The 26,662-nt window shown below is 43.0% G+C and carries 25 protein-coding genes; 2 read left to right on the forward strand and 23 right to left on the reverse strand.

Going from position 1 to position 26,662, the window contains the following annotated elements; all coding sequences use genetic code 11:
* Window positions 1-259: 259 nt before the first annotated feature.
* The 6 genes from ABH09_RS08555 to ABH09_RS08580 form a co-directional block, all read right to left on the reverse strand.
* Window positions 260-1,222, reverse strand: coding sequence for a UDP-glucuronic acid decarboxylase family protein (locus ABH09_RS08555; RefSeq protein ID WP_253714078.1), 963 nt, complete (start codon window positions 1,220-1,222; stop codon window positions 260-262).
* Window positions 1,197-4,400, reverse strand: a complete 3,204-nt coding sequence (locus tag ABH09_RS08560; protein ID WP_253714079.1) for a radical SAM protein — start codon at window positions 4,398-4,400, stop codon at window positions 1,197-1,199. The genes ABH09_RS08555 and ABH09_RS08560 overlap by 26 nt, the downstream gene beginning before the upstream one ends.
* Entirely contained in the window at window positions 4,358-5,986 is a 1,629-nt protein-coding gene (locus ABH09_RS08565) for a glycosyltransferase family 2 protein (protein WP_253714080.1), read from the reverse strand. Before ABH09_RS08565 ends, ABH09_RS08560 begins: the two co-directional genes overlap by 43 nt.
* Entirely contained in the window at window positions 5,970-6,656 is a 687-nt protein-coding gene (locus tag ABH09_RS08570; protein ID WP_162663927.1) for a queuosine precursor transporter, read from the reverse strand. Before ABH09_RS08570 ends, ABH09_RS08565 begins: the two co-directional genes overlap by 17 nt.
* Window positions 6,649-7,431, reverse strand: coding sequence for a Rossmann-fold NAD(P)-binding domain-containing protein (locus ABH09_RS08575; protein ID WP_253714081.1), 783 nt, complete (start codon window positions 7,429-7,431; stop codon window positions 6,649-6,651). Before ABH09_RS08575 ends, ABH09_RS08570 begins: the two co-directional genes overlap by 8 nt.
* 278 nt (window positions 7,432-7,709) lie before the next feature.
* The gene (locus ABH09_RS08580) at window positions 7,710-7,994 is read right to left on the reverse strand and encodes a hypothetical protein (protein ID WP_253714082.1); all 285 of its coding nucleotides are present in this window, start codon (window positions 7,992-7,994) and stop codon (window positions 7,710-7,712) included.
* A 12-nt stretch (window positions 7,995-8,006) separates the two neighbouring features.
* Between ABH09_RS08580 and ABH09_RS08585 the strand changes: the two genes are divergently transcribed.
* The gene (locus ABH09_RS08585; RefSeq protein ID WP_253714083.1) at window positions 8,007-8,483 is read left to right on the forward strand and encodes a pyridoxamine 5'-phosphate oxidase family protein; all 477 of its coding nucleotides are present in this window, start codon (window positions 8,007-8,009) and stop codon (window positions 8,481-8,483) included.
* A gap of 133 nt (window positions 8,484-8,616) precedes the next feature.
* Here ABH09_RS08585 and ABH09_RS08590 read toward each other — a convergent pair whose 3' ends face one another.
* The 8 genes from ABH09_RS08590 to ABH09_RS08625 all read right to left on the reverse strand — a co-directional run bounded on the left by ABH09_RS08590 (window position 8,617) and on the right by ABH09_RS08625 (window position 15,677).
* The gene (locus ABH09_RS08590) at window positions 8,617-9,885 is read right to left on the reverse strand and encodes an ABC transporter substrate-binding protein (protein WP_253714084.1); all 1,269 of its coding nucleotides are present in this window, start codon (window positions 9,883-9,885) and stop codon (window positions 8,617-8,619) included.
* A 139-nt stretch (window positions 9,886-10,024) separates the two neighbouring features.
* Window positions 10,025-10,609, reverse strand: a complete 585-nt coding sequence (locus ABH09_RS08595; protein WP_162663931.1) for a hypothetical protein — start codon at window positions 10,607-10,609, stop codon at window positions 10,025-10,027.
* Window positions 10,610-10,789: 180 nt separating this feature from the next.
* Window positions 10,790-11,326 carry a GNAT family N-acetyltransferase gene (locus tag ABH09_RS08600; RefSeq protein WP_253714085.1) on the reverse strand — a complete coding sequence of 179 codons (537 nt, stop codon included), beginning with the start codon at window positions 11,324-11,326 and terminating at the stop codon, window positions 10,790-10,792.
* 165 nt (window positions 11,327-11,491) lie between these two features.
* The gene (locus ABH09_RS08605; protein WP_253714086.1) at window positions 11,492-12,286 is read right to left on the reverse strand and encodes a hypothetical protein; all 795 of its coding nucleotides are present in this window, start codon (window positions 12,284-12,286) and stop codon (window positions 11,492-11,494) included.
* Between the two features lie 4 nt (window positions 12,287-12,290).
* Window positions 12,291-13,238: a DMT family transporter gene (locus ABH09_RS08610; protein WP_253714087.1), complete on the reverse strand. Its 948-nt coding sequence runs from the start codon at window positions 13,236-13,238 to the stop codon at window positions 12,291-12,293.
* Window positions 13,239-13,241: 3 nt separating this feature from the next.
* Window positions 13,242-13,694, reverse strand: coding sequence for a hypothetical protein (locus tag ABH09_RS08615; protein ID WP_253714088.1), 453 nt, complete (start codon window positions 13,692-13,694; stop codon window positions 13,242-13,244).
* Window positions 13,695-13,867: 173 nt separating this feature from the next.
* Complete coding sequence (locus ABH09_RS08620; RefSeq protein ID WP_253714089.1) at window positions 13,868-14,956, reverse strand: class I SAM-dependent methyltransferase; 1,089 nt, start codon at window positions 14,954-14,956, stop codon at window positions 13,868-13,870.
* Window positions 14,957-15,029: 73 nt separating this feature from the next.
* On the reverse strand, window positions 15,030-15,677 hold the full coding sequence (locus ABH09_RS08625; protein WP_253714090.1) for a redox-sensing transcriptional repressor Rex: 648 nt from the start codon (window positions 15,675-15,677) through the stop codon (window positions 15,030-15,032).
* 300 nt (window positions 15,678-15,977) lie between these two features.
* Between ABH09_RS08625 and ABH09_RS08630 the strand changes: the two genes are divergently transcribed.
* On the forward strand, window positions 15,978-16,730 hold the full coding sequence (locus ABH09_RS08630) for a HEAT repeat domain-containing protein (RefSeq protein WP_162663938.1): 753 nt from the start codon (window positions 15,978-15,980) through the stop codon (window positions 16,728-16,730).
* Window positions 16,731-16,933: 203 nt separating this feature from the next.
* On the opposite strand, the gene ABH09_RS08635 is transcribed toward ABH09_RS08630, so the two are convergent.
* From ABH09_RS08635 to mnmE, 9 genes are all read right to left on the reverse strand, one after another.
* Window positions 16,934-17,299 (reverse strand): VOC family protein, encoded by a 366-nt coding sequence (locus ABH09_RS08635; RefSeq protein ID WP_162663939.1) that lies wholly within the window; start codon window positions 17,297-17,299, stop codon window positions 16,934-16,936.
* A gap of 131 nt (window positions 17,300-17,430) precedes the next feature.
* On the reverse strand, window positions 17,431-18,534 hold the full coding sequence (locus ABH09_RS08640; RefSeq protein ID WP_253714091.1) for an endonuclease/exonuclease/phosphatase family protein: 1,104 nt from the start codon (window positions 18,532-18,534) through the stop codon (window positions 17,431-17,433).
* Between the two features lie 348 nt (window positions 18,535-18,882).
* Window positions 18,883-19,779 (reverse strand): type I phosphomannose isomerase catalytic subunit, encoded by an 897-nt coding sequence (locus ABH09_RS08645; RefSeq protein ID WP_253714092.1) that lies wholly within the window; start codon window positions 19,777-19,779, stop codon window positions 18,883-18,885.
* Between the two features lie 29 nt (window positions 19,780-19,808).
* Window positions 19,809-21,809, reverse strand: coding sequence for a replication restart helicase PriA (gene priA / locus ABH09_RS08650; protein WP_253714093.1), 2,001 nt, complete (start codon window positions 21,807-21,809; stop codon window positions 19,809-19,811).
* Window positions 21,810-21,812: 3 nt separating this feature from the next.
* A complete protein-coding gene (locus ABH09_RS08655; protein WP_253714094.1) occupies window positions 21,813-22,748 on the reverse strand; it encodes a uracil-DNA glycosylase in 936 nt (311 codons plus the stop codon).
* 492 nt (window positions 22,749-23,240) lie between these two features.
* Window positions 23,241-23,675: a CC/Se motif family (seleno)protein gene (locus ABH09_RS12900; RefSeq protein WP_269138844.1), complete on the reverse strand. Its 435-nt coding sequence runs from the start codon at window positions 23,673-23,675 to the stop codon at window positions 23,241-23,243.
* A 66-nt stretch (window positions 23,676-23,741) separates the two neighbouring features.
* Window positions 23,742-24,569: a hypothetical protein gene (locus tag ABH09_RS08670; RefSeq protein WP_162663944.1), complete on the reverse strand. Its 828-nt coding sequence runs from the start codon at window positions 24,567-24,569 to the stop codon at window positions 23,742-23,744.
* Window positions 24,570-24,579: 10 nt separating this feature from the next.
* A complete protein-coding gene (locus tag ABH09_RS08675) occupies window positions 24,580-25,275 on the reverse strand; it encodes an ABC transporter ATP-binding protein (protein ID WP_253714095.1) in 696 nt (231 codons plus the stop codon).
* A 15-nt stretch (window positions 25,276-25,290) separates the two neighbouring features.
* Window positions 25,291-26,661: a tRNA uridine-5-carboxymethylaminomethyl(34) synthesis GTPase MnmE gene (gene mnmE / locus ABH09_RS08680; RefSeq protein WP_253714096.1), complete on the reverse strand. Its 1,371-nt coding sequence runs from the start codon at window positions 26,659-26,661 to the stop codon at window positions 25,291-25,293.
* Window position 26,662 lies beyond the last annotated feature (1 nt).

Below are 26,662 nucleotides of genomic sequence, written 5' to 3' on the forward strand. Positions count from 1 at the left end.
TTGTATCTGCACCGTCTCTTTGCAAAAGCGCTGGATGTGTGTATCTACTTCGTTGCTCGTTCAGCGAAGTACATCCGTGTACTTCGCTGAACACAAGTTTGACCGGTGTCAAACTTGTTCCTGCTTAATACGCGCGGCATCCGTGCCAATGTTTAAGCGGCATTGCCGCTTAAACTTGCAAGTTTTGCCAAAGGCGAAACATTGCTACTGAAAATACTCAACATAGCAGAACCGCCCACGTGTCCATATCTGAGAGTATCTATATTGCAAGCAAGTCTTTAAAATACGCTATTGTTTTTTCTAATCCCTTGTCGAGCTTTATAACAGGCTGCCACTGCAATACTTTTTTTGCCAGTGATATATCAGGTTGTCTCTGTTTTGGATCATCCGTAGGTAATGCCATATATTTACAGGTTACATTAGTTTCACAAAGTTTGAGTATGTGCATAGCAAGCTCATTAATTGTTATTTCTTCAGATGTTCCAAGATTAATAGGCCCCGTTACCTTTACCGGAGTTTCCATTAATGCAAGCAAACCGCGCACTAAATCATCTATATAGCAAAAACTTCGAGTTTGTGCTCCCGTACCGTATATGGTAATATCTTTATGCTGTAGCGCCTGTACGATAAAATTACATATAACGCGTCCGTCATCCATTTGCATTCCCGGCCCGTAGCAATTAAATATTCTGGCTATTTTAACTTGCGTTTTGTATTGTCTATAATAATCCATACAAAGGCTTTCTGCTGCCCGTTTTCCTTCATCATAACAGCTCCGGATGCCGACAGGATTAACATTTCCCCAGTAATCCTCTTGCTGTGGATGCTGAAGTGCATCACCGTAAACTTCAGATGTCGAAGCTTGCAATATAGTCGCATGATGCTGCGTTGCAAGTTCAAGTACATTCAGTATCCCGATGAGATTTGTCTTCATTGTATAGATAGGATCTTTTTGGTAGTGTTTCGGTGATGCCGGACAAGCAAAATTATATATCTCATCTACATAAAATGAAAACGGTTGTGTTATATCATGTTCAATAAATTCAAAATCAGGATTATGGCTAAAGCATTGTATATTTTTTAATGTGCTGCAAAATAAGTTATCCATACATATTACATGACAGTTCCGATTTAATAGTGCCGAACATACATTTGATCCTATAAATCCCGCGCCACCCGTTACCAATACTACTTTTTTATTTTTCAACATTGTAATTTCCATATACTTTCTCCCAAAACGGAGAAATAATATTTCTGAAAGGAGCTTTTTCGCAGCGGGGTAAAAAATCACCGTCGCTTTCTGCATAGTGTTTAAAATTTCCGCAATATCGGCAATACTTTTTTAATTGTCCGACTAATGTTTCCTCCGTAGCATCCTTTAAGTAAGGTATACCGCCACCGTCTTTTAGCACTCTACTGATTGCTCCGCAAACGGAACAGCCAAAATAACCGTTTTTATTAAGTCCTATACCGCAATATGAAGTTACCCAACAACCTTTACCGAAATCCGCACTATTAAAATCAGGGTCGTCAACCGGAGCATCGGCAAAGGGAGTAAAGTAGTCAACGGTATTTTTAGTTTTAAATGATTCATAATCTATACGCACGTTTTGAAATTGCTCCGCTTCTTTACATAATCTTCTAGAATTCTCTGTAAATCCGTTTGAGACAACTTGAATAATCACATCGTTATTATAAACATCAGCATACTCTGTTTGCAGCATTTTAAGAATAGCAATAAAATCGGGATGTAAAGTAGGTTCTCCGCCTAAAACATTAATGAGCTTCCAGCTTCGATGTAGTTTCTTACTTTCGGTGATAAACGCGCCAATATCTTCGATTGTCATATAATCTTTTGATGGGGCAAGTCCGCAAGAACGATTACATCCTTTACACCTCAGATTGCAATCAAAAGTAATATCTATTTCAATTTTATTTTGGTTCGGCTTGAATATCTTTCTATTTTTATACAACGTAGCGGCCGTCAATGGTCTTTTACTAAGAATTTCTTTAATACATTGTTCTTTTAAAGCCCTATCCGCATTTCGCTTCTCATAATCGCGTTCATAATAATAATTGATAAAATCCATTTGGAAAGGAGATGAACTCATTTCAACCATAGAAATCATCATGGCATAATCATCGCACTTTTCAAACCATTTTTGTTGCGAATATTTTAATTCTGCATTATTATATTTAAAATATGACATCGGAATTGAATCAAAAAGATATTTTCGAAATGTTTTAAGATGCTGCCAGACATTACCGCCATTTTTTCTTGGTTCCAGAAAATTTACCGGATAGCGATAATGTGGTTGCAACCGATAGGTTTGATGAACCCGCCCACAAGTCATATCAACACCCCACATTTCATATTTTTTATATACATCGTATAATGCTTCACGTCCTATCAATGCATCATCGGTATCAATGCAAACAATAATAGAATCAGGATTATTACAATACTTGTGAATCGCAATGTATTCGCATTGTAATTTAGGTAAATGAGTTCGCCCTTTTATGAAAGTAATACGATTCTGGTACGGTTTAATTATTTGTTCAATAAAAAGCGACATACCATTATCGGAGCAGTCATCGTAGAACAAAATACCGAAATCTTGAAAACTTTGACTTATTAAGGAACACCACATCCGAAGAAATTTATCGACAGTAATATTTTTAAAACAAGAAAGTACAACCATTGTCTCATTGCGTTTCGGAGTACACCAATCGTAAAATGAACCTTCGCAGTCAAAATGATCATATTGAATATCCGGAATGATATTCTGTTCTACTCTATCAAGAATATTCATCCAACTATACGCGTTACTCTTCCGATAGTTTTGAGGATGAACATAAAAAGTCCGGTTATCCCCCCCTCGAATAGAACAGTATCCTGTTTCTTTTTGTAATTTTTCAAGCGAGCGATACCATGTTAACTGTAATCTACCGTCACAATCTAATGTATTCGGAAATGGACGAAGCCTAAACATTCTTTGCTTGTCAAAAAGCCCCATTCTGACTTCCGGCACGTATCCGCCGTTCTCAAATCCGAAGTAAGCCTTACTCTGTGAATTACAAATATTAAATCCAACGGAAATCACTTTTTCATTTTTCTTAAGTTCAGCAAGCATATCCTGCATATACGAATGATCAATATCCCTTCGACCAATCATCACATCGCTATCCATTTGAAAAATATAGTCGCCGCTGCACTGCTCAAAAGCGTACAGCTGGGAACTTATCGGTACATTTGAAGACGAATGAGTGTGATTCGTTGACAAACCGAACCAATCCCAATTAATACGCTCTGTGTAATCGGGATTGAATATAAAATATCTATCGATAACGCCTTCTTTCTTTAAAGTATCAACTATGTTAATAACTTTCTCAAAATCGGCATTTTCGGTAAATTGACGAATAAAATTATCTTTTTTTGAGTCGATAGAGACAATGACTTCATGGAATATATTTGGGCATGAAAGCTGCCTGACAATATGTTTTATATTCTGTTCAATTGTTTCAACATCCTGTGCGCAGGTTTTAATCAATAGAGAAACCTTGTCTTGCAACGGTTGCAGTTTTTTATACCCGACAATGATAGCCTCCGGTACAAACGTATTATTGTCGGAAAGTCGTATATCCTTTATCTGAATATCACATAGATATAAATGCTGTTTGATTTTATTAAAAAACAATTGTTCAAGATTATCTATTTGCTGCATTGAATAACTTTCATAAATAAGATCTTTTCTCTTAACAACCTCGAATGAATTAATGACTGTCTTTGATTCCTCATACATAATATTTGCAAATATCTTATTTATAAAAGTACGACAATCTTTTAATTCAGGAAGATCAAAATTATTAATTGCACTTCGTTGTAGCTTTTTTAAATCAGGGTTATCATTTTCATGAAGAAAGATATACATTCGTACACAAGCATTTAAGAACAGGCTATCATTATAATATTGACATCCGTCTAAATCTATTAGTTTTATAATACCGTTGACGCGAATAAAATTTTCTTTTTTACAATCTCGAATGACAATCTTTTTTTGCCAACACTCGGTTAAGAAATTAATCACATCATCTTCTGTAAATGCTGTGACCGGCTTTGATGGTTCATATGGGTATTTCTCTATAACCAATCCTTCAAATTCAATCACTTCTTCCAGTTGATAAAAGGACTTATATGTTTCTTTTTCGAAAAAGAATGTAAGATGTTGATATGTGTACCATTTATTTCCACCCGTGAACCATGGTAGAACAACTTTATACACATGCTGTCCGTTGTGAAACACAACACCTTCAAAACCTTGTCCAAGATACGTAAGATTTTTCAAGCCATACCGTGCTAATATGTTTTGAGCTCTTTCTTTTCGTTCAGTATTTTCCATAAACGTATCCCTTCTTGATAAAGTTTTTCTCTGGCTTGTTTATAATCATCTTTTTTTTTATTATTCGCAGTCATATTTCCATCTAAATTATAGATCGTCAATAATACACCTTCGGCGAAAGCAATATTGTATTGTTTATGACTGAGTAATATTCTTACTGATAAAAAATGATCCTCTGCACTGGGAATATCAGGATATTCTTCAAGACTCTTTAATGTAAGAAAGATATTACAAGACGGTAATTCGGAATCGGCGAATCCTTCTGCCATACTTTTTAATCGTTGTAAAAGATACTGTGGATTTTTTAGCCTCTTGCTCGCTTTATTAATACGATCAATAACCATATTATTCTGCCGCAGATAATTACCTGCAAAAATAACATCTGCATCGGTTTGCCGTTTTAAATTTTCAATGTGTGAAAGAACAAATTGATCGGCATATTCATCATCACAATCCAATCGTCCTATTAAATTTACGGCACCAAAATACTTTGCAATATACTTATTAAGATGATTCCGTGTTTTTGATACGTTCTGATATTGTACTTTTGTGATGATAATCTGCGGATTTATCAACAAATCTTCTACAGTTTCTTCCCAACAATCGGTCGAGTTATCGTCAGCGATTAAAATCCATATCTGTGCATTGATATTTTTTTGTTCAAGAATTGAAGTTAGGCATCGTCTTATCGTATTTCGACCGTTATGAATCGCAACACCGATAACAATTTTTTCAGTACCGGCATTATTCCGGATAAGATTAAACAACTTCAAAATATTCGTTCGATTAGTATATGAAAATAAGCTTTCGGCACGATCCAAAGCCTTGCGTAATACTTCTTCCGAATAAAGCAGTATATGTTTTTCAAAAAACAAAGTAAGCCCTTGTTCTTTCTTCTTTTTGTTATATGTTATGGAACCATTCCAAGCATAGTGATTAACAAGTACTTCGGGTATTATTTTAATATTTTCTTTTGATACGCATTTAAGTATCCTGATCATCAAGTCTCTATCCGTGCAGCTTGGAAGGCTTTCATCAAATCCTCCTATACAATTCAGTATTCCAAGACGAATAAACATATTACTGCCTTGTATTCCCGGATTGCCGCATAGAAAAGAGTTAACGACCAAATCTTCATAACTAAAGATATTCGCCGTTTTGCAGTCGCTTCGCTTCAGATATGCTGCCAATAAATCAGGGGCATATGAACCAACACTAATGGCATTTTTGCATTTTTCCAAATACCGTATATCCCAACTGTCATCATCATCCAGAATAGCAATATAGTCGGTATCTAAAAATCGAGCATTATACCATTCAATTCCGGAATTCCATGCTCCGGTACCGCTCATTCCTGATGTTTTAGTATTCTTGATGTAATGAATATTGGCATCATTACGCATACTGATATGATGTTGCACTTCAGCACTCACCGTTTCGTCGGTATTGTCATCAACAATTAAAACACAGTCAGCTTTTTTCGTCTGGCACAAAACTGAAGGAAGCGCACGCGAGAACAGTAGTTCGTTTCTCCCCATCGATGTTGCAATAAGCACTCCGACTTTATAATTATTTGTCATCGGCATTTTTAATCGATAAATCCATATTGACCATCTTGTTTCTTCCTAAATTTTGGCAGAAACATTGATACCGCTGTTTCGATCTTCTTGTCAGTAGATAAAAAAAAGGAGTATCACAGAGTGCAAGAATTACTTTTGCAAAGAAAACACCATACAGCAAATCAGCTACTCTCGGTACAATACCATAAAATGCAATAAAACTGAAAACCGCAGTATCAATAAATTGGCTAATAATAGTGCTTATATTATTTCGAAGAAACTTATATTTTTCAGAATAAGATTTTATCTTATGGAAAATAAACACATCAACACTCTGACTTATTAAATATCCCGATAAACTTGCAATAATAATTCTGGTAGTAGAATTAAAAATTTGATTAAATGCAGAAGTATCATTATCTGACGGAAGTATTAATGCTAAACGGATCAGTAAGAAGCTTATTATAAGACAGATGAAACCTATCTTCACAAGTCGATCAGCCGCTTTTTTTCCGTATAACTCTCCGACGACATCCGTCATTAAGTATGTAACGGCATAGGCTATAGTTGCAGAAGGCATCCGTAATCCGTAAATCGTTACTATTTTTGACCCTAGTACATTAGAGATAAGGAGACCGGTAATAAATATGCTGTAATAAACCGGTAAAATGTTATTTATGTCATCAGTCTTATTCATGGCTGACCCCATTGGCTCTATTCAATACAGCATTCTTCATATCCGTATTAATTCTTTCTACGGCACACATCAACGGTAAATTGAACTGTGCGTTAAACGCCGGGATATCTTTATTAAAACAGTGAGAATCATAATAAGGCGTTTCTTCGTATACAAATGTATGGCTGGCATTAATCCGTGAATCTTTGATAAAAATATTTCTTACATCTTCATATTCCACCCCCTCTTTTTTACAAGCAAGGGCAATTTCATTACAAAAGGTGACTTTCAGAGCAAGAAAACAATTTTCCATATATTTTGCAATAATGGCAGTCTTTATATCCGTATATATAATTTCAAAATCCGCACTATGAATTAATGTGTAAAGATATGCTACTTTGTTGCATAAACCACGTGAACCGCCCAGTACTACATAATTGTGTAAACCTGAATGAGGCGTAGTACCGGTAAACTCGGGAGAGAAAATAGCATTCTGAGGCAAAAAGCGAATAATATCTACCGGTATTGTTGATTTTATAATAATCACATCCGCATCGATTCGGTTACAAAGATCAACAACGATAGAAATATCCGCGGAGCCGCTATCCATTTTATCGGTTGGAACACAGACAAAAGCAAAATTGTAATGCTCATGTAAATCATTAACTTTGTATGGGCAATTTGGACTGTAAGGATCGTACACGGAAAGTGACGCTTTTGAAGCCGTGGCCATCTTTTGGAAGTCTTGAAATAAAACTTGCCCAATATGACCATATCCGCATTGTAAGATTTTCATATTGTCTCCTAATGAAACCTTACCCCTTTACTTGCAGTAGGAAGTTCTGCATAGTGCAATTATCTTTATGATAACCGTTTATATAATACCGAGCGGTATTATATAAGTCTTACTAAGGTTTCACTGTGACCGAATATACTGAAACTTAACGATACTGTCAAGGACAGGATAAGGAGTCAAGTTTTTTAAAAACTCACAAATCTATAACCGAATATTTTTTGTAACTTTGCGATTCGCAGCGCCGGGTTCGTCTTTTCCGGATTTTCCAGTTATTGTTATTACTGATATGAAATATTCAGCTTATCGGCTATTTCGCTTTGTGTTTTTTCGCCTCGCTTTTTAGGCAGCATAAGAGCAAATTCAATATGTAATTCAGCTTCCACAACATATTCCAACTGAAATTCGGGCAGCGGTATCGATATTCCCCGTACGATCTCGCTTTCCAAAATTCCATTTTCTGCTTTCGTCGCCATCTCCAAGGTTGTTTCTTTCAGTATTCTCAAAAGTAAGAACGTGTGGTAAGTCTTGGTAATAGACAGTTTATGGTATATAGTATGTACCAAGGAGTCTTACCTATGAGAAGATCTGACAGAGAAGTAACCGACTATCAACAAATAAAGTCGATTATTGAACAGGCAAAAGTAGTACATATCGGGATGATCGATAACGGCCGTCCGTATGTAGTACCAATGCAGTACGGTTTTGTATTTACCGGCGGTAAGTTAACTCTCTATGTGCATTGCGCAAAAGAAGGCCGGAAACTCGATATCATCAAAAAGAACCCGTGTGTTTTTATTGAACTTGAAACGAATGTTGCAATTGTTTCCGGCGGCGATGTTCCGTGTAAATACGGTTCGGAATATGCAAGCATTATGGGAGACGGAATAGTAGTTATTGTTGAAGATATTTCAGAAAAGATTTTCGGATTGCAGCTTATGATGAAAACGCAAAGCGGCAGAGATTTTGAAATAACCGAACAGATGGCGGCATCGGTTACAGTGTTGCGTATCGATGTTCCGTGTGTAACAGCAAAGAGTAGGGCTAAAGCCTAAGCTTATCATAGAAGAGACTTTCCTGATTGAACAACTGCACAAAGTGTCACCTTTGGAAGTTGTTCAATTTGTAGCGTACTTACAAGCTACAGTGTCTGTTTACCTTAAACTCATCACTGCGTATAACCACAGGTTAGGGTTTATACCACTGTGCAAGCCCTTCCGCTAAAGCATTGGCAGCTTGCTGGGGAGTTTTTTCTCCTTTCATAACGGCAACTACACCATCATTCAGCAAAGTATAGCCGGAAGGCGTTCCGTTCATCAACCTTGGCCATACAAAGCGAACATCCTGCCCTCGCCCGGTAAGAAGTGCATAAATTTCGGCACCTTGAGAACTTTCGATAGGAATACTCCCATTGAACATAGAATAAAAACCGCTCGGCAAATATTTTGCGACAACGGTGGCTCCTTCGGCTGTACAAAGCCACGACAAGAAATCCCAAGCCTCTTTTTGATGCGTTCCGTTCGCATTCATCGCTATTCCTACATCAACATGGAAGCAAATTTCAGGCTGTTTTCCGGCCGGAGGTGGAAATGCGAAATTTCCCCACTGAAACGGTAACTCTTTAAAGCTGTCGAGTGTCCAGGAACCGTCAGCATACATAGCCGCTTTACCCGTTGCGAAAAGCATATTTGAATCAGCATACGTTAATGATTCAAAATTTTCGAAACAATAGGGGGCAATATCCTTCATTGCAGAAAAGGCTGCAACCATATCACCATCGTTAAAAGGACGCAAGCCGTTTTCATATTCATGCCTGCCTTTTTCGCCGCCGATAAAGTTCGGTAATAATCCCATCATAAAACATTCATTGATATCCCATCCATCGGCAAGTCCGTTTGCAAATGGGGTATATCCGGCATCTTTTAAATCTTTGCAGGCAAGCAAAAGTTCTTCCCATGTGGTGGGAATAGCGAGATCTACTCTTCCAAAAATATCTTTATTATAATAAATACTCTGCACCACGGCAGCAACAGGAACTGCGAAAGATTTACCGTCAGAGCCTCGCCATGCATCTTTACTGCTTTCGGAAAAATGTTCTTCTAAATATGGTAAATTGCTTATATCTACCAAAAAACCCTTCTCATACAATTCCATACCGATTGCATAAGAGCGAGCAAACATTAAATCCGGACCGGATCCACTATCCAACTGCATACGAAGCTCTGTATTGTAATTGGGTGGGTTGATCGGCTTAAATTGAATAGATACGCCGCTTACTTTTTCATATTCGGCAAGTAAGCGAGTCCATGCTCCCAAATCATCTGTACGCCATGATCCCAGTGTTAAAACAGTTTTTTCTGCATTTTTTCTTGTACTTTTTACACATCCCAAACAAACCGTAGTGGCACAAAATATCATAAAAAGCAGCATTAGGATTGCGATAAATCTTCTCTGCATATTTTCTCCTCCGCAATTATGACGAGTAAAATGGACTCTCCCCAAATCTTCTGCGAAAATATCCGTAACATACACCGGTAATTGGTCTCTGTCAATCTGTTAAAATGAGCGTGTCAATGGAATAAGGATGGAATACAACTTAAAAATTAGCAAGAAAATAAATACCAAGAAAGATAGCTAAGCGGGCTTTCTCTGCCGGAAGCCTAGGTTGCACCGTTAGACATTCAAGATAATACCAAAAAAGTCCGAAATCGGGATCTATACGAATGGCGTACTCTAAAAAACCTTCACTGTCGATTTGCCGACCGAAAAGCAATAATACCACATCATGCAAAACGCCGAGGCATTCAGGCAGCAAGTCCGCGTAAGCAGCCGGATTTTCTGCCTGCTGCATGGATTCACAAAAACAGCGGAGGCGATATAGAATATCCTCTTTTACATCTTCGTCGGCTTTTTCAACCCACATCTTATCGACAAGCAGCTGTACATTTTTTTCAAAGCTACGGATAAGGTTGATTTGATAGTGCCGAGTAATCGGCTCGGTACCTGTAAATACCTGTTCGAAGGACCCGCTCGCATCAAAAGCCCTCGCAATAAGCAATGCTTGTACGGCAGACACTTCAGCCTCCTCCGCTGCAAGAAAGGCGGGAAGATATTCAACCGCCGCCTTCCGTATCTGTTCCGGCAGCTGCATACCCACATCGTTAAAGATAGATTTAAGCATGCCTAAAAATGGTCTTTAATTTATTTTTTGTCAAGTAGTTTCCCCTTTATGTTCCAGTTTAAGATCATGGTGAATGAACAGAGGGCATTTTAGGGAAAACCTCTAAAAACGGCAAACCTACCGGTTCGTCCTACAAGGACATGATTTATCACATTCGCTCTAGGGGGAATTAGAGTCTTTTTATATCGTTTTTTCGTAGATAAATGCCCGCCTGTCCCCGAACCATGCAAACCGGTCTAAAATTTGTGTGCGGATAAAGCCTTGTTTTTCATAAATCCTGATTGCTTTATGCCAATCTTCATGCACAAGCAAGACGACCTGTTCCACCTGCGGAAAAACGACGGCGATACGTTCTATAGCGGAAGCAAAAAATTTTTCGGCAATGCTTTGTCCGCGTACTTCCGGCAACAATGCAAAAGAAGATATATACAACACCGTTCCTGCAGGCTGATGACGTTCTCTTACCGAATGTCCGAGTGCAAACGCGCCGACGTCCATCTGTAAGGCATCCCATAGTTCAGCCGTAAAATAACCGCACACCGATTGCGTATCAGCTTTAACAAGAACATAATTGCAACCGGAAGTATATGCGATGCGGTCGGCAAATACACTTTCGTCCTCAACGATGTTTTCTTCAAAGCTTTGCCGTTCCACCTGCATAACCGCAGCCAAATCTCTCGGTTCCGCCTTTCTTACGCTATACCCTTTTGCTACCATTATCACTACCCCAAGGCAACCTCAGCAGATACACGAATCGAATACCGCAGAATAGATAAGCTGTGAGACCATTTGACACGCAACGCGGCGAAACTCTGGTTGAACAGCCTTCTATTCTGAGGGCTGTTATTAAAAGAATCTGTTGTGTTTGTCCCGAGCTCCTCATCACCACCCCAAGATCTCTTTACGATGCAGTAAGCCTATTGTGCGAAGATTTTCTTCCGCAGATTTATGTTGATCGCCTAGTCTTTTAAAATCAATAGCAAAGCAGTTCATCGAAAAATGCTGAAATACATAGACCGGCGCATCGGATTTTCCGCCGTATTGCCGTTGCAGCTCATCCGCATAAGCGGTAAAAAGAGATTTTTTTCTTAATTCGCCGTACCCCACCAGCCAAAGCGGACAACCGAGTGCTTTCTGCAGGGCAGCGGTATGGGAAGCGAGCCATTGTTGCGTTTCTTCAAAAAGGCTGCGGAATTGTTCACCGCCATTTTTGAGTAAGTAATTAAGCTCCTTCGTTTTTGCCGTATGAATAGGAGTTTTGTTGAGGATGATAGCCTCTCGCCTAAAATCGATGTTGAGTTCGGGATTGCGGCGAAAAAAGCCTTCCGCGACCTTCCCCGCCTGACCTACCAAATAGCGCTGATTTTTATGCAGCTGTTCGTTTTTTCCCGGATTATCACTAACGATAATCAGTTTTATTTGATCGGAGCCTTGTAGTTCGTCCAAACTATGGTTGTAGACAATGGGGGTTTCCTGCGGGTAGGCAGGGGTTTTGTTCTCCGCCGCTGCTGCTTGCTGTAACAAATGCAGCACACCTCGCCCAGCCGATTTTTCTACGGATGACACTGCTTCATTAGGGGCTGAATATTCATAGCCACAGCGGGTAAGCCATTGCCGACATGACGTTTTAAAATCGGTTCTAAAGGCGGAAAAAGCCTGCCACTCTCTTTCGGTCATCGGATTACTTAACTTTTATCTGAGAAAAAATTTTTCTGAATACATTACTGCTCAATTTTTTCTTGAGGAATCCCAGCTTGGTTTCGGAAATTACGATAGCGATAAAAATAAAAGCACACCCGATTAAAAGCGAAGCCGTTACCTCTTCATGCCAGAATGCGATGGCAAGGATAATACCGAATACCGACTCAAGAGAGAATATGAGCGCAGCTGTCGATGCGATAACCTCCCGTTGACCGATTGCCTGCAGTATATTAGTCAGCGACATACAAATAATACCTAAATAAAGAGCGGCAAAAACGGACTGCCCGTTCCAGACGATTTTAGCACTGTCTTCAAAAAAATAGGTATATAAACCTGCATAGATGGCTCCGAAAAACAAATTTCCGATCGTGAGCAAAATCGGATCCATGGTGTCGACATATCGTCCGAGATATACAAGGTAGGCGCCGAAAACCACGCTGCCTATCAGAGCGAGGAAATCACCGAGATTTAAACCGACATCGGAAGTTTTTAAAAGGTCCGGCATCGAAATGAAGCTGATACCGACTAGACAGACAACGGCAGCGATAACGTGGTAAATATTCGGCTTTCTTTTCCATACGAACCATGCAATAAACGGAGTGATAACGCAATAGGTCGCGACCAAAAAACCGCAGCGCCCCGGCGGGCATCCCGCAGCAATGGAAAGATTTTGCATCAAATACCCAATGGTCATCAGAAAGCCGAGAAAAGCGCAAACGGTAACGTATGATCGGGACAAATTTTTTAACCGTTTGATAAAAACCAGCATCAACACCCCGCCTCCGATGGCGCACCGCAAAAAGACCAGAAAGGCGGGAGGAAAATAGCTGCTTGTACTGCTGATAGCGACAAAGGTAGTCCCCCAAAATATTGCCGCAACCAAGAGCGCAACATGCGCACCGATTTCTTTTTTTGTAAGTTTACTCATAGGTTAATCCAACCAATATATTTTATCGGGAGCTTGTTCTCGTAAAAAAATTTTTCGATATCGCTGTGAGTGCTGTACCCGCACATCATCGGGGAAATACACATTATGCAAAAACCATACGGCATCCAAAAGATCGCCAAAGGAATCAGAGCACGAGTATCGATAGTACAGCGGTGATTCTTCAAGCAGCGTGCGCATTGCGAGGTCATGAGTATGGTACGGATCGATCGCTTGCCGCAAATTACTCCGCAAGCCTCCATACCACGCATGCGTGATCGCCAGTAAATTGAGCCGCTTATGTGTATCCATATAATACAACTCGTACATACCGGCTATCGCGGGAACGGAAGTCGTAACTTTATACTTGTCGGCACGTGTCAAAGCTGTCCATGTCAGAGTATAATAGGCATCGTTTTTATCTTCTTCTTTTATGATAATAGGTTTTAGTTCAAGCATACTCTCCGTTTACTATAGCATATACCGCCGAAATTGGCTAGCAAGTACAGGAATAGACCTCGAGGCAATCGCATCAGGGCATTTTTTTAGCAACTACACGGGATAATAAAGGCTGTTTAGCCATTGATCTTCCCCATCCGGTTAATTACGGAATATCTGTTGTGTTAAGAGGACTAATTTTTGTGAAGTAACGAAGTAGATGCTCGCATATTTTCAAAAGAAAAAGTTGTACTGCGCCGTATCTTCCATAACCGGTGAATTTTTTTATTCCGAAAATCTTCCGGTATCGACTGTGTGCTGATATCCTGCACGGTAAAGAGCGTATTTTGACAAACAAACTTATCCGCTCCCATGCTGCCGGAGAGATTATCCGAAAGTTCCGCCGTGTTAAAACGCAGTGTCCGCGAATTCGTAGAAAAGTACAAAACACCTTCTTCCGCCAATACCTGACAGCAGCTGCGGATTAAATCCTGCCAATGCCGGTTCACATCGAAGAATTGAGGTGTCCGCTTTGAATTGGAAAACGTCGGCGGGTCGCAAATAATGATATCCCAACGCTCCTTCCGTTTTGCTGCCTGCTCCAAAAAAAGACGGACATCATTCTGCACAAACTGGCAGCGGTCGGGATCGGCGACACCGTTCAGCTGAACATTTTCATGCGCCCATTGCAAATAGTTTTTTGATAAGTCAACCGAACAAACCCGCCGTGCTCCGTTTACCAGCGCGTGAACAGAAAAAGAAGCGGTATAGCAAAAAAGATTCAGCACAGACTTACCGGCGGCGCTTTCGGCAACGGCAAGCCGAGCCGGACGGTGATCAAGAAACAAACCGGTATCGAGATAATCGGATACATTGACAAGAAATCGGCACTTACCCTCACGTACGATAATCCGCTTTCCGCTGTCGGCAATCTTTTCGTATTGAGCTTCGCCGCGCTGTCGTCTTCGGCATTTCTGGTATACCTGCGCCGAAGGAATCTGTAACGCAGTACATAACGCTTCCGTCAACTCCGAGAGAGAAGCGGCACTTTTATCTTCTTGCCTATAAGTTGGCCGTTCATATTCGGTAAGCACAGCAAACAATACACCGGTTGTATCTTCAATATAAATATCAACGGCAACGGGTATTTCAGGAATATCTTTATCATAAAGTCGATAAGCAAAGATACCTAATCGCCGCGCATATTTTTTAAGATGTTTATATCGTTTTATGAGGCGGTTATAAAAAAGAGCTGCCTGTTGAGAATATTCGGAAGAGTTCATAGCAGTTTTACTACGGGACTTTAACACATATACTTCTTAAAGTCCCCTATATGTAAATTTTAAATCAACTAAGCTATTCGCTTGCTTGCTGAATCCGAGTATTCATCATAACGCCTAAAAGTGCATAGCCTGAGGTAAGATCTTCCTGCTGGACAAGGACATTATCGGGCACTTTGATTTTAACATTTGTAAAATTCCAGATCGCGTCAATTCCGGCTTCTACCAATTGATCGGCAATAGCCTGTGCACTAGGTGAAGGCGCAGTTAAAATTGCTAATGCAGGATGCAAAGCGTTAATTTCCTCGGTTAATTTATTCATTGCGAAAATCGGGATACCGTGAATTTTTTTTCCGATCTTGCTTTTGTCACTGTCAAAAGCTGCGCAAATTTCCAATCCGTGGTCTCTAAATCCTTGATATCCGGTGAGTGCGGTTCCAAGATTGCCTGCCCCAATAAGAATCGCTCTTTGCAACGTATCCCAGCGAAGGAAATGTTCAATAGCTGCGATGAGATCTCCAACCGGATACCCTTTCTTCGGCTTACCGATAATACCGGTAATAGCCAAATCTTTCCGAACTTGGATCGGCTCAAGGTGTAGCTCTTCAGCGATAACGGTACCGGAAATATACGGATATCCATCAGCTTGGGCTTGCTTTACTATATGCAAATAGGACGGTAATCTTCTGATTGACGGCACTGCAGGTATCTTTAACTTTTTCATTCAAATCACCTTACTTGTTGAAACTCAAGGATCAATAGTCTTGCAATCCTCTATAATAGTTCCTGTTTATGATATAAGTAAAAGAATGAAAGGTCAAGCGGTAATCAACATCCGGCGCAGTGCGTCGTGGTATTAAACCGCATGAATAATTATCGTGTAATAATCGCCGGTGGTTATTAAATGCCCCGGAATTTGAAAATCTAAAATAATCGGCCTCTTGACACTTGCAAAAAAATAACTGACAATAAGTCGGTATTCTAATAAAATACCGACTTTGAACAAAGGAAGGGGGTCGTTACCATGCGGCACAAATTATTGATACTATCACTGGCTTTAGGACTGCTTACTGCTCCGCTTATCTGCGCGCAAAATAAAGACGCTGCAAAGAAAAATGATAAGAACAGTGAATCTGACAGTATGATTACCGTCGAACAGGCATACCTCAATTCAATTGAGGGCGTTATGATTAAAGAAATGGTTGCCGCTGAAGGGCGCGATTCAAAACGTGTCGCCTTACAGTACATCGAAGAGGCATTAAATGAAGGCCGTCAATCGGAAGAAATTCAGGTGGCTTTGAGTACGTTAGCAACCGAAGGGCTTTCAACCGTTGTGAGAGAAGATGGCAGGGTGGTAAATAATTATCCGGAAATAAGACGCCGTGCATGTGAATTGCTCGGACAAATGGGAACTGATAAAGCCAAGGATTCATTAGTCACAGTCATGTATACCGATAATGAACCCTCCGTTATCACAGCCGCAGTAAAATCGCTCGGTGATATTGGAAAGAATGACAATGATGAAGTATTCAATATGATCAACTGGATTGCTCGCAAATTTGATACGGTTAATCCAACGAGTTCGCTCGCACTTGAAATCCTGAATACCTTCGAAAAAATGTCCGGCTCAATTATAAATAAAAAGGATATGTTTGAAACGGTAATGCGTATTGCCAATAACTATAACTATGTAACTCCGGTAAGAACCAGAGCTTACGAGGTAATGCGGAGCATTTCGAACTCAAATACCAATACAGATCAAAAAAAGAATAAGTAATTCTCTATTGAGCTGTTTTTATTTATCCGGAGGATTTAATACCGCTGTGCTTTATGCCATAACAGCAGTATTGAAACCGGATGAAATCTTCAATAACATGCTATAAAAAAGCGTTGTAAAGTATTTACAACGCTTTTTTATGAGGATCTTCCAAGACTTCAAAGGACTTCTAAGAGACTCGATTTTTAGAGGTTTTCTCCTGCTTATTTGGCTTCAATAAAATCTATTTCGATTCCATTGGGATCGATCGCTGTTAATATCTTTTTACCATCCTTTACCGTTCGCGGCTGCATAATAATACGAACATCTTTAGAGCGAAGATATTTTTCCGTCTCCCCAATCTGATTCACAGTAAAAGTCAACGAAATAGAATTTTCTTTTTTTACCTTTGAATGATCGTTATGGATCAGCTCCAACCGGCCGTTCGACTTAGGATCGTACAAAAAGGCGATCTGCTTACCAGGGGCAGCAGACATCATAGATTCAAAGGTGAGTCCGAGTACTTTCTCGTAAAACTGCAACGACTTTTCCATGTTGTCGGTTCTAATAACCACGCTATTCATCTGCATCTTTTACTCCTTGGCAAATAGCGGTATTCCCGCATCTGCAATACTTAAAGTATATCCGACAATAAACAATTTTGCAAAAGGGAATGTCTTTATTCAGCTGAGAGGTTAATAATCTCAAACACTCTGAGCCGCTAAGGATTTAACGTAACACGCAATTTTACCGGATTATGATCGGCATACCGGAAAGATTCATCGAGTGTTTCCACCGACATAATAGAGATATTCGGAGAAACGATAAAGCCGTCGATGACATAGTACGGCCACTTTTTACGGATGTTTTCGTCGGAAAGGGCAGACCTGTAAGGAGCGTTGTTAAGGCGGCACGAAGGAACCCTATCATCGACAGCAAAATGCCAACCTTCCGGGAGTAAGCCGCCATCCATTACACCGGGCGCCCAAAGCCCGTCATAGAGGGGATAAAGCGATCGCGATCCTGGGAATATCTGGTTGAAATCACCGCCCGCTATGACATAATTACCCGCTTCATATTCGGCTCGAATAAAATCGACTACGGCTTTTGTCTGTGCAATTTTGCCTTCTCCTTCATCATAGGCCTCCAGATGCAGCACAGCAGTTACCAACTCCCTGCCCGATTCGAGCGGGAAACGGGTTATCAGCATACAGCGTTTCAAATTAACCGTGCTGACCGGCCATTTAAATGGTACCGGCAGCGCAAAACGGTATGCGTCCGTAAAGGGATACCGCGTAAAAAGGCCAACTCCGCTCGCCACCTTTCCGATAGGCGGGATCGGATAAGGCACATAAGATGCCTTAAAATTATAGGTATAGGTCAACGCAGTACCAAGCGCTTCGGCAAGTGCGGCCGTTTGGTCAATATAATAAGAGCGTTTTGACGACTTATCCATTTCCTGAATAAAGTAAAAATCGGAAGGATACCGTTTCAGCGTCTCAATAACTCCTGCAAGATTTTCTTCCACTTCTTTTTTATCTGAAGGACGCACCATAGTACCGCCGTCCATGAAGAAATCCTGCCCTGCGCCGAGTCCGCAATACCCGATATTCCAGCTGACAATATCGATCGGCTTTGCAAGCTCAACTGATTCTTTCGTAAGGGCTGCTTCCCCTATGATTTCGGCAGGTTCTTTGTCTTGAGGGCGATACTCAGTTATCGTAATAAACAGCAGCAAGATCCCAAATGAAACGGCAGCAACAGCTATAATCCCGCCAACCACTTTTAATATCAAAAGAATACTTCGTCCCAAAATTATTTTCATATTCATTATCCTTTAACATAGAGCCGCTCAAATATTGACAGAACTTAGCGGCTCAGCTCTTTTCATTTTTCCTGATAATAATTATCGCCCCTCGTATTCGTTCTGTCAACACAGTTTTATCGAGGTAAACGCATCAGGCCGTTTTTTTAGTAACCCCGCGGAAAAATTGATACTATTCGACCAGAGTTGAACCTCTTCGCGGTTCAAATGGTCTCACAGTCTCAATTTTTCCGCGGTTTTTATCTACTCTACCTGATGCATTTACCCATTTGTCGGAAAATGTACGAAATTTTAAGTAAAATTTCGTACAGAAGGAAGGTAACCCCGCTGAAAATATTTTTAATGCGGTTACCCCATCAGCATAATCGAAAGTGACGAACCTTGATTTGGAAGTACCGAAACGGCAGTATCGCGCCGCACCATGATACAGTCCTCAGCCGTTACCTGCAAGGATGGCGCTCCGACAGTTTCAAGTATACCGTTTTCTGTAATTTTAAACGTACCGCTTCCGGCGATGATAAAGAGGCTGCACCACCCCATTTTTGCAGCAGGGGTATTAAATGCCGAAAACGAAATAGTCCCCGTAGTGAGAAAATCTTTTTTTTCAAGCCTAAAATACGGACACACTGATTTTCCGCTAAAAGGATGTTCCGGTGTCAACGCCGACTCAGGTAAGTACCGCAATACATCAAGCCCTTTTTGTATATGCACCTCACGGGGACGTCCCCAGTCATAGAGCCGGTAGGTTATATCGCTTGATTGCTGCACCTCTAAAAGCCGCAAGCCGCCTTGTATCGCATGGACGGTTCCGGCAGGGATAAAGATAAAATCTCCCTTCGAGACGGGAACGGAGCGGAGACAGTACTCAATCGTATTATCCCGAATAGCCGCTTCCAGCTCGCTGCGGTTGTAATCCTTCTGCAATCCGTAAATAATCTTTGCATCGGGCACCGCATCGAGCACATACCAACATTCGGTTTTACCGGCGCTGTGCTCGTGGAGGCGCGCATAGTCATCGTCGGGATGCACCTGCACCGAAAGTGTTTCGTTCGCCTGAATGATTTTAATCAAAAGCGGATACGAAGCGCCGGCAATAGCCTCAAGCGGTGTTCCTCCTATCTGCGGCGTTGTATCATCTACGAGAGACTGCCCCGCCGGATGAACGGAAACAATCCACCGCTCATATCCCCAGACCTTTTCGGAAACAAAAGGCTGTGTTTTAAACATCGTTATACACTGCTGCATATCATCCCCCTTAATAGCATATTGCTGCCTCACAATAAACTGACCGGATCGACATCCGTTTCGATATACACACCCACAGCCGCTTTGTATTCGGTGATAAACCGGTACACGGCTTTTTGCATCGGTGCGAGCGTTTCGGCGCGCAACAGCAGCTGCATCCGGTGATTGCCCGCCACGAGCGAAAGCATACAGTCGGACGGGCCGAGTATTTCTATGCTTTCCGCAGCATCAGGTGGAAACAGCTTCGGTAAAAGCTCCCGCGCGCCGAAAGCGGCTTCTTCCGCTTTGTGTTGATCTTTACTGCGGAACACCAGCCGGATAAGGCGGGCAAAGGGCGGAAATTCCAACGCCTGACGCTGCTGCAGCTCCTGCGTATAAAAACCTTCCACATCGTTGTGCTGCGCACAGACAATTGCAGGGTGATAGGGATTATAGGTTTGAATGATAACCTCCCCGTCCGGAACATACCGCCCTGCCCTGCCCGCCACCTGCATGATGAGCGAAAAGGTGCGCTCGGCGGCTCTAAAATCGGGCATCTGCAAGCCGGTGTCGGCAAGCGCAATTCCGACCAGCCGCACGCCGGGAAAGTTTAAGCCTTTGGCAATCATCTGCGTGCCGAGCAAAATATCGACAGCGCCGTCCCGAAAGTTATTTAAGATCTGAACCGCCTGCTTGTTTTTTTGCAGAACGTCGGTATCGATACGCTGAACGGTGCAGTCGGGAAAGGTTTTCCGCACCTGTTCTTCAATATATTCCGTGCCGATGCTCGTATAGCCCGCCTCGATGGAGCCGCATTCGGGGCAGGCACTCGGCGGCTTTGCCGTCCATCCGCAGTAGTGACACTTCATCAGCCCCTCGCTTTTATGAAAGGTGAGCGGCACCGAACAGTTTTTACACAAGAGCTCGTGTCCGCAGTTCTTACACTTAAAGAAATGAGAGAACCCGCGGCGGTTCAAAAAGAGAATGGTCTGTTTTCCTTGCGTTTTGGTGCGGCGCATTTCATCGATCAGCGCACTGCTTAACGCTCCGGCCGTATGCAACAGCGATTCGATGCGGATATGGGGCAGCGCCCCGCCGGAAAGCCGCTCGCTCAGCCGCAGAGTACGGATTGCGCCGGTTTTCATCAAATGCCATGCCTCTACCGACGGCGTTGCCGAACCCATCACCAGCGGACAGCCATGTTTTTTGCAGAGGTACATCGCAACCTGCCGCGCGTGGTAGCGGGGCGCAAAACCCGACTTATACGAACCGTCGTGTTCCTCGTCGATGATGATGAGTCCCAAATCACGGACGGGGGCGAATATGGCGCTGCGTACTCCGACGACAATCCGCGCCTCGCCCCGCGCAATACGCCGCCATTCCGCAAGCCGCTTGCTGCCGGTCAGTCCCGAATGGAGCACCGCGCAGCGGCCGCCGAAACGCTTTTTGACGGTTTCCGCAACCTGATGGCTCAGTGTGATTTCGGGCACAAGGTAGATAACCGATTTTCCGGCAGCAAGCGCACGAGAAGCGGCCTGTAAAAAGACCTCGGTTTTACCGGAACCGGTAATGCCGTACACATAGAAGAACTCGCCGCCGGTGCAGCCGGAAATCGCTTCTACGGCGGAACGTTGTTCTTCCGAAAGCGTAAGCGCCGAAGCGGAAAAATCGGTTCCGGCGAATTCGATCCCGTCGGTATTCAGCTCTCCCGCTTCGCGTTTGCCGGAAGGCAGCATTGCGGAAAGCGCAATCCCCTCGGCGCAAATATAAAAGTGGGACATCCAGCGGGCGAGCGCCGCCTGTTCATCGGTGAAAAGCGGTTCCGCATCGATAATGCGGTCGATCGGCTTTATGTCGGCTTCGACAAAAGGACAGCTTTTCGGCAGCGTTTCATGTTCTGCAACGATAAAACCGACGAGCTTGCGCGAGCCGAATCGAACCGCCGCCCGCCTGCCGGCTAAGGATTGTTGCCCGTCCGCAGCGACGGCATTCCGATAAAAAAACGATTGATACAAAGGAAGTTTAAAGACAAGCTCCAGCCACTGCGCCATAGATTAGCCCTGCGCCTGAAGTTCGTGCAGACGGGCGCGGAACCGCTTGAGGTCTTCCCATGCGGGGCGTTTAAGGCTTTCGTCCCGCAGCAGCGCGCTCGGATGATAGGTCGGCATCAGCGGTATCCCCTGATAGTCGAAAAAACGCCCCCGCAGCTTTCCGATACCGTCGGAGGTTTGCAGCAAATGCTGCGCGGCAATGCGCCCCATCACCAGAATCATCTTAGGACGAAGAAGCCGTATTTGCGCATCCAAAAAGGCGGCGCAGCAGCTCCGTTCCTCCGGCGCAGGGTCGCGGTTCTGAGGCGGACGACATTTAACCACATTGGTGATATAGCAGTTGGTCTTACGTGAAAGCTGAATAGCCTCCAGCATCTTGTCGAGGAGCTGTCCCGCCCTGCCGACAAAGGGTCTGCCCTGCCGGTCTTCGTCCGCGCCCGGTCCCTCGCCGATTACCATCACCTCAACGGAGTTGGTCAGGCGGGACAGCTCTTCGGGGCCTTCTCCCGCCACCGGATGAGTACGGGTTTGCCCCAATACACAGGCGGAGCACTGCGCAACCGCAGTGTAAATCTCCTGCATCGACCGAAACAGCGTTCCACCGTTACCGCCTACCGTCTCCGTATACGTTCCGCCGGAAGCGGAGCCGCCTGCTGCCCCCTCAAGGCTATTATCGGCTGCAAAACCGCTGTTTCCGGCAAGACCGGTAAATGCCGCTTTGCCGATACCGCTTTGTTCATTGCCGGTACCTGCCGGATACGCTGCAGCACACTCGGTATTCACTGCAGCGCCGGTTGCCGCAACAACAGACGTTGAATCTCCGGCAAATGCAAACGATTCGGGATACGGCGCATCGCTGCGGTACCCTTCAATATATTCCGATGCGGTTCTAAAAAACCGATATAATACTTCACACGCTTCCGTTTCCATAATCACCATGACCACTGCATTATCAATATTTTAAGCGGTTACCTTCCTTTTGTTGTGCGAAATTTCGTAGGTATAAGGTGAGCGTCTAAAATGACGTCGCTCACCTTAACCGTCAAGTTTTCTTTCGAAAACTTGCATATTGACTTGTGCGCTTACTGCGCACCAATGCAACAGTTTCCAAAATTCATATTTCGTTCAACTATTGCATTTTCGAGAAACAAAATTTCGCACATTTTTCTAGCAGACGGGTAATCACATCGGGCAGAATAGATAAAAATCGCTGCATATTTCCTTTTGAAATATGCGGGCATCTACTTCGTTATTTCACAAAAATCACTCCGCAACGTTTCAGAACCGCCACGGACGGCGGTGGTTCTTTGCAGCAACGATGTTTTTTGCTCTGCATATTATCTCGTAACTCACGAATGGACATGGACGTTCATTCGTGGGCGTTTCTGCGGGGCTATTAAAAAACGGCCTGATGCGATTGCCTGAGATTTTTTATTGTACAATCCCTTTTACGATAAATATCTCCTGCCAAAATGAGCTTTCCGCAGTTATCGTTACGGTACCATTAATCGTATCGGTTCCTTTTTTCATATAGACATCGATTCCGTTCGCTTCAAATTTGTCATAGTTGTTAATATCTTTAGGCATCCCGACAATCACGGTCGGATCTACAATAGTACCGCCTCACGATGCTCCCATTGCTATACAATAAATAGCTGTCGCTTTTTGCTTGCTAAGCGCAGCCAACGCTTTATCATCAAACACAACCTGAGCAACCGGCTTTTCGACCCCTGCACCGGTTTTAGTCTTTTCATTTGCTGCACAGGTCTGTGCTGTATCCCGCCGCGATTCAGGCTTACATGCGATACAGCCTACTATCAGTAAAACCGAACATACATACAAAAAATTTTTCTTATATTTCAGCATTGTTAGCTCCTCACATAAAACACAATAATGATTCTTAATATATAATGTCAACTATAAAAGAAATTCCTATACCTCTACCCTCTTTTTTAAAAGCCATACCGAAGCAAAAAAACACGCGATGCCTATCCCCAGAGAAATGAACGTCGAAACGATAGGGACATTAACAACCATACCGCCTGGGTATGATGCAACCTGTGCTGAATACTTAATACCGTATATAGTAATGGGACAATAGGCACTTAAAACCCTGCCGACCATTGCTTCAATTCTTCCGGTAAGAAAGAGCGTACCGGTAAAGATAAGAATAAAGCCGACTATCCATACTCCCCGCATCCGTTTAATATTAAAGGAACGCATCACTGTTTGAACGGCAAGCGCAACATTTCCGATAAATATGAATGACACTAACGATCCTAATAGCACAAAAGCAACGAGAGGAAAATTTTTAAGAAAAATAAGATTGAGAATATCTGCTGCTACTCGAAAAAACTGTTCACTCGTAAAACCGATATAATGATACGTCCAGCCTATCCAAACCGCTATTGAAAAAACGCCTGAGACAGCAATACAAATCATAAGTTCTGCGAGGCCGCATAGTATCCTACCGAGCAATATGAACTCGGTACGTACCGGCAACGTCAACATAAGATAGCTTTCATCGGTAAACAACAATGCCCGTGCGTAACCGCTGCTGCATCGAATAAACAGAAAGAGCGGAATGACCGTTAATACGGTTACAGTGAGCACAAACCACAACATATAAAACCCGTTAAATATGTTTTTGGTAAAGGCTAAAAAGAGCAGCTCGACGCCGCTCATACCTGCCATAACGGCACAGCTTAAAATAATACTCGGCAGCCGCTGCAAAAAAGTATATTTAAAAATCCGTTTCATTTGTTCCCTCTTAACCGAAAATTTCAAGATACAACTGATAAATCGATTTTTGATGGGCTTCCCTCAGTTGTTCCGCATTCCCCTGCATGGCAATTGTTCCATTGCGTAGAAACGCAACATCGGTAAACACATGCTCAACATCCGTAACAAGATGTGTACTGATGATAATCGCACTGTTTTCCGTCCATGTTTTAATGATCGTTTTGATAATTCTTTCACGAGCAACAGGATCCGTGCCTCCTAACGGCTCATCAAGCACGAACAGCTTTGCCGCCCGCGAAAATGTAAGCGTTAAATTCATCTTTTCGATCATCCCCTTCGACATCGTTTTAATCGTCTGCTTTTGTTCAAGCTCCATAAATTCGAGCAATTCCAAAGCCTTATTCCGATTAAAGTCATCGAAAAAATCCTGATAAAATTGAATAACATCAAGCGCAGTCATCCGCGGATATAAGCAGTTTCGATCGGGTAAAAACGAAACCATACGCTTTGTCTCAAGCCCGATTGGTTGGCCGCACACTCGAATATCGCCCGATGTTGCATGCAACAACCCTGCAATAATCTTCAAGAAAGTTGTTTTGCCCGAACCGTTCGGGCCAAGCAATCCGAGTATCGAACCTTCTTCTATCGCTAAAGAAATACCGTTCAACACCGGCTTGGTAAAATAGGATTTTTTTACCGAATCTGCCTGTAAAATAATACTCATATTGTAAACTCCCTCTTATTTGCCAACGCAAAAACCCGAAAATATTTTATCCAGAATATCGTCGGAGCGCACTTCGCCGGTAACGCTTCCGAGGGCATGCACCGCCTCTTCCACATCCTGGATGACGGCATCGAGCGGATATCCGCTACGTCCTGCTTCAAGCGCGTGGCGTACGGCTTCAAGCGCGGCGGTTACCGCTTCCTTTTGCCGCTCCGTGCCGAGCGAGATGCCTGCGTCCTGCATCGGCAGTGCGGTATCCGCCGTAACCAGAGCGACAACCGCATCAATCAGCACATCGATACCGACGCCCGTTTTCGAGCTCAACCTCACGGCGGGATACCGCTGCAAAGCCGCCGACAATGGTTCCGTTTGCCCCTTATCCGCCTTGGTTTGCACGATAATCAGCGGCACGGTATTCCGTTCGATAAACGCACTATCTTCTTCTGCCGGCGGCTTTGTGCCGTCAATTAAATACAGCACAATGTCGGCTGCCGATGCCAGCTCAACACTGCGTTGCACCCCTATCGCTTCGATTGTATCCTCCGTAGCGCGGAGCCCGGCGGTATCGAAAATATGCACAGGAATACCCTTAAAATCAAGTTCCGCTTCAAGCCAATCCCGCGTTGTGCCGTGAATATCCGACACAATAGCGCGGTCTTCTTTTAACAGCGCATTAAAAAGAGAAGACTTCCCTGCATTTGTTTTACCGGCAAGCACGAGGCGTACCCCCGCCTGATATATTTTTTCCGCTTGCCACGATGCGGCAAGTTGCTGCAATACCGAAAGCGGCTTTTTAAGAAGCGCTTCGTCAAAACTGTCTGCAATCGTTTCCTCATCTTCGGGATATTCAATTCCTACTTCAAGAGCAGCAAGCGCTGTCATTAAATCCGTTTTGATTGTTTCTATTTCGCGGAATACGGTGCCGGAAAGCCGGCCGGCTGCCTTTTGCTGCGCCGTATTTGTTTTTGAATCGATGATTTCCCGCACCGCTTCCGCACGGGTTAAATCCGCTTTACCGTGTATAAACGAGCGAAAGGTGAACTCGCCACGCTCCGCCGCACGAAAACCGTTTTTGATACAGAGCCGATAAATCGCTTTTACGACCCCCGGCCCGCCGTGGCAGATAATTTCGACGGCATTTTCACCGGTATTGCTTTTCGGAGCGCGGTACACACAGAGCACTACCTCATCTATTTTGATACCTTCATCGTGTATCCAGCCGTAAACGAGCGTATGCCCTTGTGACTGTAACAAAGCATTTGGACGGGAAAAAAAGCGAGAGATGAGCTCAATGCTCCGCGCCCCCGAAGTCCGCACAATACCGAGCGCCGCAGGAGCGAGAGCTGTTGCAATAGCGGCGATCTCATCATCAAGCGTATAATTCAAG

The organism is Treponema sp. OMZ 803 (genome assembly GCF_024181165.1).
Taxonomy (GTDB): Bacteria; Spirochaetota; Spirochaetia; order Treponematales; family Treponemataceae; genus Treponema.